This is a genomic window from Paenibacillus sp. JT31N7, assembly GCF_059692095.1.
This window is the reverse complement of record NZ_JCAUAT010000001.1, coordinates 644,486-659,577: the sequence shown is the minus strand read 5'-3', so window position 1 is coordinate 659,577 and position 15,092 is coordinate 644,486. Positions and strand designations below refer to the sequence as shown.

Sequence of the window (15,092 nt, the reverse complement as noted above, 5' to 3'; positions counted from 1 at the left end):
CGCCGGATCGCTTTTTTTAACGAAAAGAGAGGGGAACGATGAAGGTGGCTTTTGAAAAGGAAATCCTTTTTTGGAACGAAAAATTCACAGGTGAAGATGATTCGCTCACTCTGCTGCCGTACAGTAAAGCTCCAAGCCATGCGGCTTCAAGCGTTCAGTCGGTTTCCGGAATTTTGTCTGGCGAGGCGGCACAGCGGGTCATTCAAATGAGCAAGGGCGCGCCTCTGGCCGCCTATATGATTTTGCTGGCGGGAGTTCAAGTCTTGCTGTACCGATATACAGGTGATTCTGCTATTCTTGTCGGCATGCCGGTTGTGAAGAAACCGCAGGAGACGCGGCGTCCCATTAACCATACGGTCGTTCTGAAAAATAGGATAGGCAGCGAGTCCACATTTAAATCGGTATTGAACGAATTGAAGTTGTCTCTTCCCGAGGCTATCCGGCATCAGCAGATTCCTTTCCTCAAAATGACGGAGAAGCTGGAGCTTCAATACACCGACGGAGTGCCGGTCGTTAACACACTCGTTTCTCTGAATGAACTGCACGGGACGGGTGTCGGCCGGAATGTGGTCTGCGACTGCATGTTCCAGTTCCGTCTGGAGGACGGTTCGATCCATCTTCAAATTTTGTACAACGAAACTTTGTATCATCCGGGCTTTATGAGCGGAGTGGTCCAACATCTGGACCGTTTACTGGCAGGCGGTTTAAACAACCTTGATCGGGAAGTTGCAGGGGCTGCTATGCTGTCTACAGAGGAAGAGCATCGGCTGGTTCACGCTTTTAACGAGACGGAAACGGACTATGAGACGGAAAAAACGATTCACGGGCTAATCGAGGAGCAGGCTATCCGTGTTCCGGATGCGGCAGCGGTGGTTTACGAGCAGGAACGCCTCACCTATCGGGAGCTGAACGAGCGGGCAAACCGGCTGGCGCGTACGCTGCGTGCGAAGGGTGTGCAGCCGGATCAGCTTGTCGGCCTGATGGCCGGACGCTCGCTGGAAATGGTCGTCGGCATTTTGGCGATACTGAAAGCCGGAGGCGCGTATGTGCCTATCGATCCCGAATATCCCGAGGAGCGCATCCGCTACCTGCTGGAAGATTCGGGTGCGAAGCTGCTTCTGACTCAGCGGCTGCTGCTGGACCGGGTCCCTTTCGAGGGAAGCGTATTGGCGCTCGACGACGAGAGTTCCTATGGTGCCGACGGTACCGATCTGGAGCCGGTTAACGGCCCGGATCATTTGGCTTACGTCATCTACACGTCCGGAACGACAGGTAAACCGAAAGGCGTAATGGTGGAGCACCACGGGTTGGTCAGTCTGAAGCACATGTTCGGGGACACGCTCGGTATCACCGGATCGGACAGAGTCGTCCAGTTCGCCAGTTTGTCGTTCGACGCGTCGTGCTGGGAAGTGTTCAAGGCGCTGTTTTTCGGTGCGGCACTCTATATTCCAACGGCCGACACGATTTTGGATTATCAGCTTTTCGAGCGCTACATGGACGAGAATGGCATCACGGCCGCGATCCTGCCGCCTACGTATGCCGCTTATTTAAACCCGGAACATATGCCGGGTCTGCAAAAGCTGGTTACCGGGGGCTCGGCCGTATCGGCCGAATTCGTGCAGCAGTGGAAAGAAAAGGTGCGTTATTTTAACGCCTACGGCCCGACAGAGGCTTCGATCGTCACTTCGGTTTGGGCTGCTGAACCGAATGAGATCAGCCTCAAATCGGTTCCCATCGGCCGTCCCATCCAGAATCACAAGATCTATATCTTGGACAAGCATGGACAGCCTGTCCCTGCCGGAGTAGCCGGTGAATTGTGCGTTGCAGGGGTCGGTCTGGCGAGGGGATATTTGAATCGCCCCGAGCTAACGGCCGAGAAGTTCGTGGACAATCCTTTTGCCTCCGGCGAGCGGATGTACCGGACCGGGGATTCCGCCCGTTGGCTGCCTGACGGAAATATCGAGTACATGGGCCGGATCGACCACCAGGTGAAAATCCGCGGCTACCGGATCGAGACCGGCGAGATTGAAGAGCAGCTCCTGAAAATTCCATTCGTACAGGAAACGATTGTCATCGCCCGCGAAGAAGAGAGCGGACTGCAATTGTGCGCTTACGTTGTGGGAGATCAATCGCTGACCGTTAGTGATCTTAGAGCAGCGCTGTCGCAAAACTTGCCGGGTTATATGATTCCGGCGCATTTCGTGCAGCTGCCGAGGATGCCGCTGACGCCGAACGGAAAAATCGACCGGAAGGCGCTGCCCGCTCCGCAAGGAAACGCGCTTGGGGGAGGCGAGTATGTCGCGCCCAGAACCGAAGCGGAGCAAACTCTGGCCGACGTTTGGAAAGCTGTGCTGAATACCGAACGGGTCGGAGTCACGGATCACTTCTTCGAGCTCGGCGGTGATTCCATCAAGTCGATTCAGGTTTCATCCCGGCTGCACCAGGCCGGCTACAAGCTGGAGATCCGCGACTTGTTCAAATATCCGACGATTGCGCAGCTCAGCCTGCACGTGAAGCCCGTCGCCCGGACGGTCGATCAGGGAGAAGTGACCGGAGCAGCCGTACTGACTCCCATTCAGCAATGGTTTTTCGAGCGTGAATTCGCCGATGCGCATCACTTTAACCAATCCGTTCTGCTGCACCGCAATGACGGTTTCGACGAGACGGTTCTCCGCAAGGTGCTGCAGAAGTTAACGGAGCATCACGATGCGCTGCGGATGGCGTTCCGCAAAACGGAGCACGGCTACACGGCCTGGAACCGTGGAATCGGAGAAGGCGAGTTGTACAGCCTGGAAATCTTCGATTTCAGGGAGGCTGCGAATCCCGGAGCTGCTGTCGATGCGAAGGCTAACGAAATTCAGAGCGGGATCGGATTGGAAGACGGGCCGCTCGTAAAAGCGGGCTTGTTCCGCTGCGCAGACGGAGATCATCTGCTTATCGCGGTTCATCATGCCGTCGTGGACGGTGTATCGTGGCGGATCTTGATGGAAGATATCGGGCTCGGGTACGAGCAGGCCGGCAAAGGGGAAGACATCCGTTTTCCCGCGAAAACCGACTCCTACCTTGCCTGGTCCAACCAGCTCGCGGCCTATGCGCAAAGCCCGGACATGGAGAACGAACGGGCCTACTGGCAGGGCGTGGAGCGCACACTGGTGCCTCCTTTGCCGAAGGATATGGAAGCGGAGGATTCCCTGCAGCGGGACAGCGAATCGCTCTTTGCCGTCTTGACTCCCGAGGAAACGGAACTGCTGCTGAAACGGGTAAACCGGGCCTATAACACGGAAATGAACGACATCCTGATTACCGCGCTGGGAACAGCCGTGCAGAAATGGAGCGGACACGGCTGGGTCCTTTTAAATCTGGAAGGTCACGGACGCGAGTTCATCGGAACGGATATCGACATTACACGTACGATAGGTTGGTTTACGAGCAAGTTTCCCGTTGTGCTGGAGCCGGAGAGCGGCAAAGTCTTGTCGCATCAAATCAAAACGGTCAAGGAAAGTCTGCGCCGGATTCCGAACAAAGGGATCGGATACGGGGTATGCCGGTACCTTTCGGAAAAAGAAGACGGCTTGGCATGGGGAGCCGAACCCGAAATCAACTTTAACTATTTAGGCCAGTTCGACGACGATCTGCAAAATAACGAGATGGGTCTATCGCCATATCCGGGTGGCAGTCCGGCAAGCGACCGGCAGGCGCGAAGTTTCGTGCTGGACATAAACGGCATGGTCCTGGACGGCAAGCTGTCGCTTGACCTCAGCTACAGCCGGAAACAGTTTCACAGAGCGACGATAGAGAAACTGGTTTCGCTGCTGGAGCAGAGCCTCCGGGAAATTATTGCCCACTGCGCGGCAAAGGAACGGACGGAGCTGACGCCGAGCGACGTGCAGTTCAAGGGACTGAGCGTTACTGACATGGAACGGATTGCAGAAGACACGGCACCTATCGGCGAGATCGAGAATATCTACACACTCACGCCCATGCAGAAGGGGATGTGGTTCCACAGTGCGATGGACCCGCAGACGGGCGCATACTTCGAGCAAGCGCGTTTTACGCTACTGGGAGAGCTGGATGTCGAGGTTTTCTCCAAAAGCTGGGCAGAATTGGCCGCGCGGCATGTCGTGCTTCGGACTAATTTTTACAGCGGCGGGGGTGTAGAGCCTCTGCAAATCGTGTACCGGGACAAGCCGGTCGGCTTTGAATTTGACGACCTGCGTCATCTCGCACCTGAAGAGCGAACAGCCCGAACGGATCAGAAAGCGGAGCAAGACAGGCGGATGGGCTTCGATCTGGAGCGGGATGCGCTTGTGCGCGTCACGGTACTCCGGACGGATGAACAGCGCTATCACGTACTGCTCAGTTTCCAGCATATTCTGATGGATGGCTGGTGTTTGCCGCAGCTTACGCAGGAATTGTTCGAAACTTACTCGGCTTATGTCCGGAATGTGAAGCCGGAGCGGATTGCGTCAGCGGACTACAACCAGTACATCGAATGGCTGGAGAAACAGGATGAAGAAAGTGCTTCCCGCTACTGGTCCGGCTGCCTGCAAGGCTATGAAGGACAGACGCTGCTTCCGAAAAAGCCCGATGCGAAAAGCGGGCCGTTCATTCCCGAGCATGTGGTTTGCGAACTGGGCAAAAGCTTGAGCGAACGGATGGACCGCGTGGCCAAGCAGCATCAGGTCACGTTAAATACCTTGCTGCAATCGGCATGGGGCGTCGTTTTACAAAAGATTAACGGGACGGGCGATGCGGTGTTCGGCAGCGTCGTCTCGGGAAGACCGGCTGAGATTCCGGGAATCGAAGAGATGATCGGACTTTTCATCAACACGGTTCCGGTACGGGTAACGAGCGAGGCGGATACGTCTTTTGCCGACGTCATGGTCAAGGTGCAGGAGCAGGCGCTGGAATCCGGCCGTTACGATTATTATCCGCTGTATGAGATCCAGGCCCGGAGCTCCCAGAAGCAGGATCTTATCCACCACATTATCGCGTTCGAAAACTATCCGATGGACGAGCAGATGCAGCAGGCGGGCGGCAGCCAAACCGGCGGTCTGGCTATTACGGATGTCGAGATGGCGGAACAGACGAATTACGACTTTAATATGACTGTCGTGCCGGGAGAAGCCATTGAAATACGCTTCGATTACAATGCGGGTGTGTTTGCGAAAGCGGACATCGAGCGTTTGAGAGGACAACTTCTGCACGTGCTCGAACAAGTCGTGAGCAATCCCCGGGTCGAAGTGGGCGATTTGGAGCTCGCGACGGCGGCTGAAAAATCGCAAATTATTGAAGCGTTCAACGACACAACGACGGAATTCCCGCGGGAGAAAACCCTTCATCAGCTGTTTGAGGAACAGGCGGAGCGGATACCGGATGCGGTGGCGGTCGTATTTGAGCAAAAGGAACTGACGTACCGCGAGCTGAACGAGCGGGCGAATCGCCTGGCACGTACGCTTCGGAGCGAAGGAGTCGGCCGGGACAGTCTCGTAGGCATTGTTGTGGAACGTTCCATCGAGATGATCGTCGGCATCATGGCCGTACTGAAAGCCGGCGGCGCTTATGTACCGATCGATCCGGAATACCCGGAAGAACGTATCCGGTATCTGATTGAAGATTCGGGCGCCCGGGTCATGCTGACACAGCGTCATCTGCAGGAGCGGATTCCCGTACAAAGCGTCGTGATCGTACTGGATGACGAAACGTCTTATCATCCGGACGGGTCGGAACTGGAGCGAATCAACGAATCGGCCGATTTGGCCTGTGTGATCTATACCTCGGGGACGACCGGGAAGCCGAAAGGAAACCTGGTGTCCCACCGGAACATTATCCGGATCGCACGGAACACAAACTATGTGGAGATTACGGAGCGGGACCGGGTTCTTCAGCTTTCCAGTTATTCATTTGACGGGTCGATTTCCGACATTTTCGGCGCTTTGGTCAACGGGGCGGGTCTCGTTCTCATTCCGAGAGAGATCATGCTGGAAATCGGGCAGCTGGCCGAGTTGATCGAAAGGCAGCGGGTTACGGTTTCGCTTATTACGACCGCTTTTTTCAACGTGCTCGTGGATGTAAATGTGGATTGCTTGCGGCATATGCGGGCCATTCTGTTCGGCGGAGAGCGTGTTTCAGTCGGTCATGTTCGTAAAGCGGTCGCTCATCTGGGTCCGGGCAAAATCATTCATCTGTACGGCCCTTCGGAGAGCACGGTGTACGCTACGTACTATGTGGTGAACGAAGTGGCCGAGGACGCCGTGAATGTTCCGATCGGACGTCCGATCAGCAATACGACGGCCTATATCGTGGATGCCCGCAATAATTTGCAGCCGATCGGTGTAGCCGGGGAGCTGTGCGTGGCCGGTGAGGGCCTAGTCAGGGGATACCTGAGCCGGCCGGAACTAACGGCGGAAAAATTCGTGGACAATCCTTTCGTTCCCGGAGAACGCATGTACCGGACCGGGGACGTGGCGAGATGGCTTCCGGACGGAACGATCGAATATGTGGGCCGGATGGACGATCAGGTGAAGATTCGCGGCTTCCGGATCGAGCTTGGCGAGGTGGAGGCACAGCTGCTGAAGGTGGAATCCATCCGGAAAGCGACTGTCATCGCCCGTGAAACCGCCAGCGGAGACAAACAGCTGTGCGCCTATTTCACGGCGGACGGCGAGCTTCAGGCAAGCCGGTTAAGAAGCGCCTTATCCCGGGAACTGCCGGGGTATATGATTCCTTCGTACTTCGTTCAGCTGGAGGAGATGCCGTTAACGACTAACGGCAAGGTGGACCGCAGAGCGCTCCCGGCGCCGGAAATCAGCCTTCAGGAGGGGACGGAGCACACTGCGCCGCGGACCCCGCTGGAAGCGGATCTGGCTGCGATATGGCAGAGCGTTCTGGGACTTGAGAAGGTTGGCGTGAAGGAAAATTTCTTCGAACTCGGAGGACATTCCCTGCGAGCGACAACGCTTGTCAGCCGGATACGCAAAGAACTTCACGTAGATTTCCCTCTGAAGGATGTCTTTGTTTACTCGACGGTAGAAGAGATGGCACAAGCGATTGCAAGCCTGACGCAGCTTTCGTTCGCTTCGATCCCCAAGGCAGAGCCAGCCGATTATTACCCGCTATCTTCCGCGCAAAAAAGGCTGTTCATCCTTCAGCAGCTCGAAGGGGCGGACCAAAGTTACAATATGCCGGGGGCTTTGCTGCTGGAAGGAAAGCTTGACAGGCAGCGGTTCGAGGAAGCGTTCCGCGGGCTGATCGCGCGTCATGAGACGCTTCGTACCGGTTTTGCGATCGTAAACGGGGAAGCGGTGCAGCGGATATACCGCGACGTGGACTTTTCGGTGGAGCATATCCGGGCAAGCGAAGAAGAGGCGGGCGAGGCCGTGCGGCAGTTTATCCGACCGTTCGACTTGGCGGAGCCGCCTTTGCTCCGGGTAGGTTTGGTCGAGCTGACGGCGGACCGGCATATCCTAATGTTCGATATGCATCATATCGTTTCCGACGGCGTGTCGATGGATGTGCTGGTGGAGGAGTTCGTCGGGCTGTACAGCGACGAAGAGCTGGAACCTCTGACCATTCAATACAAAGACTATGCGGTATGGCAGCAATCGGAGACGCAGAAAGAACAGTTGAAACGGCAGGAAACTTACTGGCTCGATGTTTTCCAGGGAGAGCTGCCCGTACTGGAGCTTCCGACGGATTTTGCCCGTCCAGCCGTACAGAGCTATGAAGGGCAGACGCTTGAGTTTTTTGTGGATGCGCAGAAGAGCGATGCTTTAAAACGTCTTGCGGCAGAAAGCGGCTCGACGCTGTATATGGTTCTGCTTGCGGCTTATACGGTTCTTTTGCATAAATATACGGCTCAGGAAGATTTGGTCGTAGGGACTTCGATTGCCGGAAGGACCCACGGAGATGTGCAGCCGCTGATCGGAATGTTTGTCAATACGCTGGCAATCCGCAATTACCCGGCCGCCGGCAAGACATTCTTGTCCTACTTGCAGGAGGTCAAAGAAACGACTCTCGGCGCATACGAGCATCAGAACTACCCGTTCGAGGAATTGGTCGAAAACGTTCAGACGGCCCGCGATTTAAGCCGCAATCCGATTTTCGATACGATGTTCTCTCTGCAAAACCTGGAGAACAAGGATTTTGAGCTGGAAGGGCTTAAGCTCACTCCTTATCCGAGCGAGTACGGCATGGCGAAGTTCGACCTCAGCCTGGATGTCGTGGAAGAAAGCGGCGGTCTCGAATGCAGCCTAGAGTATGCGACTTCCTTGTATAAAAAAGAAACGGTGGAACGGATGGCGAAGCATTACGAGCAGCTGCTCGGTGCCATCGTGGAAAAGCCGGATGCGAAAATTGCCGAGCTGGAACTGCTTACGCCTTCCGAAAAAGAGCGGCTGTTCGAGGTGTTCAATCCGGCTATGTCCGAGCTTCCGCAGGTGCAGACGTTCCACCGGCTGTTCGAGGAACAGGCATCCCGCACTCCCGATGCGGCAGCCGTTGTCTACGAAGACAAGCAGCTGTCTTACTGGGAGCTTAACGAACGGGCGAACCGGCTTGCCGAAACGCTGCGCGCCGGAGGAGTCGGCAGAGAATCCATCGTCGGCATTCTAGCCGAGCGTTCGGTGGAGCTGCTCGTCGGCGTGATCGCCGTATGGAAAGCGGGAGGGGCGTATGTACCGCTGGATCCGGATTATCCGGCCGACCGTATCCGTTTTATGCTCGAAGACAGCGGGGCAACCGTTCTGCTGACGCAGATTGCTTTGAGAGAGGGCGCCGAGGCTTGGCTGGAAGCGGAAGAGACAGCGCTGCGAACGATCCTTTGCCTGGACGACGAAAAGTCGTACAGCGGGGACGGAGAGAACGCGGTTATCGGAGTCGTCTTGGAAGGCAGCGTAATCGGGGATTCGGCTGACACCGCACAGCCTGCCGGATTGTCTGCCGGTCAAGAAGCTGGCGCTGCATTCGGCCGCACGGCTGACAGCGCAGCGTCCGGGAGCTTGTCCGCATCAGGCACACCGGTCGGTGTCCCGGTCGAGACGCAGCCGCACGATCTCGCTTACGTGATCTACACGTCTGGCACGACGGGACGGCCGAAAGGCGTCATGATCGAGCACCGCAGCCTCGTGAACACGGCGGCCGCCTACCGCCGGGAATACCGGCTGGACCGATTCCCGGTCCGCTTGCTCCAGCTCGCGAGCTTCTCCTTCGACGTGTTCGTCGGAGATATCGCGCGGACGCTGTACAACGGCGGCACGATGGTCATCGTGCCGAAAGACGACCGGATCGACCCGGCCCGTCTGCACGGTTGGATCCAAGACAAACAGATTACCGTGTTCGAATCGACTCCGGCACTCATCGTGCCGTTTATGCAGCACGTTGCGCAGCACGAGCTTGAGATGAGCTCGATGGAGCTGCTTATTACCAGCTCCGACAGCTGCAGCGTAGGGGATTACCGCGTGCTGCAGGAGCGCTTCGGCTCGCAGTTCCGGATCATCAACAGCTACGGCGTCACGGAAGCGGCGATTGATTCGAGCTTCTACGACGAGCCGCTGGATAGGCTCCCGGAGACGGGCAGCGTGCCGGTCGGCAAAGCGTGGCTGAACGCGAGGTTCTACATCGTGGACGCGCACCTAAACCCGGTGCCAGTAGGCGTCCTGGGCGAGCTGTGCATCGGCGGCCCGGGCGTGGCCCGGGGGTACTTGAACCGTCCCGATCTGACGGAAGAGAAGTTCGTTGACAGTCCGTTCGCCCCGGGTGAACGCCTGTACCGCACGGGCGACTTGGCCCGGTGGACGGCAGACGGGAACGTCGACTTTATCGGGCGGATCGACCATCAGGCGAAAATCCGGGGCTACCGGATCGAAACCGGCGAGGTCGAGTCGCAGCTGCTCCAGGCGGACGGCGTCCGCGAAGCGGTCGTCATCGTCGGCGAAGACGGCAGCGGCCAGAAAGCGCTGTGCGCCTACTACACGGCCGAAGGCGAGCTGGCCACCGGTAGTCTGCGAAGCGCGCTGGCACAAGAGCTGCCGGGCTACATGATCCCGTCTTATTTCATCCGGCTGGAGCGAATTCCGCTGACGCCGAACGGGAAAGTCGACCGCAAGGCGCTGCCGGCACCGGAAGCGGGAGCAGACGGCGGCGCGGACTATATCGCGCCAAGGACACCGCTGGAAGCGAAGCTGGCCGCCATCTGGCAGGACGTACTCGGTCTTCAGAAGGAAATCGGAATCCGCGATAACTTCTTCGACCTCGGCGGACATTCCCTTCGCGCCACGACGCTTGTCAGCAAAGTGCATAAGGAACTTAACGTCGATCTGCCGTTAAGAGACGTTTTCCGTCATTCGACGGTTGAAGAAATGGCAGAGGCAATCGCCGGTATGGAACGGCAGGAGCATGTCGCCATTCCTCTTGCGAAAGAACAGGACCATTATCCGCAATCCTCGGCGCAGAAGCGGTTGTACATTCTCAACCAGCTTGAAGGAGCGGAGCTGAGCTACAACATGCCGGGAGCGCTGCTGCTCGAAGGGGCGTTGGATCAAAACCGGTTCGAGGAAGCATTCCGCAGGTTGATTCGGCGGCACGAGACACTGCGCACGGGATTCGAAATGGTAAACGGGGAAGCGGTGCAGCGGGTGTATGCGGCCGTGGACTTCTCCGTGGAGCATTTTTCGACGGTTGAGGAAGAAGCGGCAGAAGTGGTACGGGATTTTGTCCGCCCGTTCGATCTGACAAAACCTCCTTTGCTGCGCGTTGGCCTGGTGGAGCTGGCGGCAGGGCGGCGTGTTCTGATGTTTGATATGCATCATATCGTTTCCGATGGTGTTTCGATGGACGTGCTGGTGGAAGAATTTGTCCGCTTGTATGCCGGTGAAGAGTTGGAGCCTCTGCGCATCCAATACAAGGATTACACCGTCTGGCAGCAGTCCGAGGCGCAGAAAGAGCAGCTGCGGCGTCAGGAGGCTTACTGGCTTGATGTTTTCCGGGGAGAACTGCCGGTGCTGGAACTGCCGACGGATTATGCGCGTCCTGCCGTCCAAAGCTATGAGGGGCAGACACTCGAATATTTCCTGGATGCCCAGAAAAGCGATGCTCTGAAACAGCTTGCGGCGGAAACCGGAACAACGCTTTACATGGTTCTGCTTGCGGCTTATACCGTTATGCTGCATAAGTATACCGGCCAAGAAGACGTGATTGTCGGCACGCCGATTGCGGGCCGGAACCACGGCGATGTGGAACCGTTGATCGGAATGTTTATTAATACGCTGGCGATCCGCAGCTATCCGGCCGCTGAGAAAACGTTCCTCTCCTACTTGCAGGAGGTCAAAGAAACGACTCTCGGCGCATACGAGCACCAGAACTATCCGTTCGAGGAGCTTGTGGAAAAGGTGCAGGTTGCCCGGGATCTAAGCCGCAATCCGCTTTTCGATACCATGTTTACGCTGCAAAATACCGATAACAAAGACTTTGAACTCGAAGGCCTCCGTCTGACCTCGTATCCGAGCGACAGCACTATGGCAAAATTCGATATAAGCCTGGACGTGATGGAAGAAAGCGGCGGTTTGGATTACAGTTTTGAATACTCGACCGCTTTGTATAGAAAAGAAACGGTGGAACGGATGGCGAAGCATTACGAGCAGCTGCTGGGTGCCATCGTGGAAAAGCCGGAGGCGAAAATCGCCGAGTTGGAACTGCTCACTCTCTCCGAAAAAGAGCAGCTATTCGAAGCGTTCAATCCGGCTATGTCCGAGCTTCCGCAGGTGCAGACGTTCCATCGGCTGTTCGAGGCACAGACATCCCGCACTCCCGATGCGGCAGCCGTTGTCTACGAAGACAAGCAGCTATCTTACCGGGAGCTTAACGAACGGGCGAACCGGTTGGCCGGAACGCTTCGCGCCGGAGGTGTCGGCAAAGAATCTATCGTCGGCATTCTAGCCGAGCGATCGGTGGAGCTGCTCGTCGGCGTGATCGCCGTATGGAAAGCGGGAGGCGCGTATGTGCCGCTTGACCCGGATTATCCGGCCGACCGCATCCGTTTTATGCTCGAAGACAGCGGGGCAACCGTGTTGTTGACGCAGGCTTCTTTGAGAGAGGGCGCCGAGGCTTGGCTGGAAGCGGAAGAGACGGCGCTGCGCACGATCCTTTGCCTGGACGACGAAAAGTCGTACAGCGGGGACGGAGAGAACGCGGCGATCGGAAGCAAGGCTGACGACAGTCAGACTATCGGCGATGCGGGCGACACCGCAGAGCGTGCCGGGATGTCTGCCGGTCAAGAAACTGGCGCTGCAATCGGCCATACGAATGATAGCGCAGCGTCCGGCAGCTTGTCCGCAGCAGGCACACCGGACGGTGTCCCGGTCGAGACGCAGCCGCACGATCTGGCTTACGTGATCTACACGTCCGGCACGACGGGACGGCCGAAAGGCGTCATGATCGAGCACCGCAGCCTCGTGAACACGGCGGCCGCCTACCGCCGGGAATACCGGCTGGACCGATTCCCGGTCCGCTTGCTCCAGCTCGCGAGCTTCTCCTTCGACGTGTTCGTCGGAGATATCGCGCGGACGCTGTACAACGGCGGCACGATGGTCATCGTGCCGAAAGACGACCGGATCGACCCGGCCCGCCTTCACGGCTGGATTCAAGACAAACAGATTACCGTGTTCGAATCGACCCCGGCGCTCATCGTGCCGTTTATGCAGCACGTTGCGCAGCACGAGCTTGAGATGAGCTCGATGGAGCTGCTTATTACCAGCTCCGACAGCTGCAGCGTAGGGGATTACCGCGTGCTGCAGGAGCGCTTCGGCTCGCAGTTCCGGATCATCAACAGCTACGGCGTCACGGAAGCGGCGATTGATTCCAGCTTCTACGATGAACCGCTGGATAGGCTCCCGGAAACGGGCAGCGTACCGGTCGGCAAAGCATGGCTGAACGCGAGGTTCTACATCGTGGACGCGCACCTGAACCCGGTGCCGGTAGGCGTCCTGGGCGAGCTGTGCATCGGCGGCCCGGGCGTGGCCCGGGGGTACTTGAACCGTCCCGATCTGACGGAAGAGAAGTTTGTGAACAGCCCGTTCGTCCTGGGTGAACGTCTGTACCGCACGGGCGATCTGGCTCGGTGGACGGCAGACGGGAACGTGGATTTTATCGGGCGGATCGACCATCAGGCGAAAATCCGGGGCTACCGGATCGAAACCGGCGAGGTCGAGTCGCAGCTGCTCCAGGCGGATGGCGTCCGCGAAGCGGTCGTGATCGTCTGCGAAGACGGCAGCGGCCAGAAAGCGCTGTGCGCCTACTACACGGCCGAAGGCGAGCTTGCCGCCGGCAGTCTGCGAAGCGCACTGGCACAAGAGCTGCCGGGTTACATGATCCCGTCGTATTTCATCCGGCTGGAGCGGATTCCGCTGACGCCGAACGGGAAAGTCGACCGCAAGGCGCTGCCTGCACCGGAAGCGGGCGCAGACGGCGGCGCGGAATATATCGCGCCAAGGACACCGCTGGAAGCGAAGCTGGCCGCCATCTGGCAGGACGTACTCGGACTTCAGAAGGAAATCGGAATCCGCGATAACTTCTTCGACCTCGGCGGACATTCCCTGCGGGCGACAACGCTTGTCGGCAAAGTGCATAAGGAGCTTAACGTCGATCTGCCGTTAAGAGACGTTTTCCGTCATTCGACGGTCGAAGAAATGGCAGAGGCAATCGCGCGTATGGAACGGCAGGAACATGTCGCCATTCCTCTTGCCGAAGAGAAGGAATATTATCCTCTCTCGTCAGCGCAAAAACGTCTCTTTATCCAACATACGCTGGAAGGGGCGGATCAGCTATACAACATGCCGGAAATGCTGCAGCTGGAAGGGCCGGTGGACATCGGCCGGATAGAGGAAGCTTTCCGCACTTTGATCGCGAGACATGAGACGCTGCGCACCGGATTTGAGATGATTCACGGAGAGCCGGTTCAACGGGTATACGCACAAATGGAATTTACGGTCGAAACGAGTAAAGCCCCTAAAGAGGAAGCGGAGCAGATCGTCCGCAGCTTTGTCCGTGCGTTCGACCTTAAGACGCCGCCTCTGCTTCGCGCAGGCTTGATCGAGCTGGAACCGGAGCTTCACATTCTTATGTTTGATATGCATCATATGGTCTCCGACGGTGTGTCCATGTCGATATTGGTGGACGAATTTTCCCGGCTCTATGCGGGAGAAGAACTTCCTCCGCTGCGAATTCAATACAAGGATTACGCGGCATGGCAGCAGAGCGAAACGTACAGGGAGCGGACACGGCAGCAGGAGTCGTACTGGCTGCAAGCGTTGGCCGGCGATCTGCCCGACGTGGAGCTTCCGGCCGATTATGAGCGGCCGGCGGAACGGAGTTATGAGGGCGCACATCTGGAATTCGAAGTCGGTGCGGATCTCACCGCTGAACTGAATAAACTGGCGGCCCGGTCGGGAAGCACCATGTTTATGATCCTTTTATCCGCCTACAGTGTACTGCTCTCCAAATACAGCGGACAAGAAGATGTGATTGTCGGAACGCCTGTTGCAGGCAGAACGGATGTCGATTTGGAGCCGGTTATCGGCATGTTCGTCAATATGCTGGCGATCCGCAACCGGCCTGCCGGTGACAAAACCTTCCTTTCATTCCTGGAGGAAGTGAAGGAATCGGCGCTGGGAGCTTTCGAGCATCAGGACTATCCGTTCGAAGAGCTCGTGGAGCGCTTGAATGTGAAGCGGGAAGCAGGCCGCAATCCGCTGTTCGATACGGTGTTCGATATGCAGAATATCGAGGAACCCGAAGCCGAGCTGGGGACTCTTCGTCTCAAGCCTTATGAGCTGGACGATCTGGAAGAAGCGAAATTCGACCTCACCTTGTTCATGTCGGAAGACAACGGCACGCTCGGCGGGGGATTCTTTTACGGAACGAAATTGTTCAAAGCGGCGAGAATCCGGACAATGGTCCAGGATTACTTGCATGTCCTGTCCCAGATTTGTGAGAATCCCGAAAGCCGGTTGAGCGAGATCCAATGCCTCAAGCCTTCGGCCGGCACGAAGAGTTCGGTAGAAACGATTGAATTTGCCTTTTAAACAAAGCCCTGCCAG

1 protein-coding gene is annotated in these 15,092 nt (G+C 57.1%); it reads left to right on the top strand.

The window, feature by feature from the left end:
* Window positions 1-38: 38 nt before the first annotated feature.
* The gene (locus AC58P5_RS02860; protein WP_497384449.1) at window positions 39-15,077 is read left to right on the top strand and encodes an amino acid adenylation domain-containing protein; all 15,039 of its coding nucleotides are present in this window, start codon (window positions 39-41) and stop codon (window positions 15,075-15,077) included.
* Window positions 15,078-15,092 lie beyond the last annotated feature (15 nt).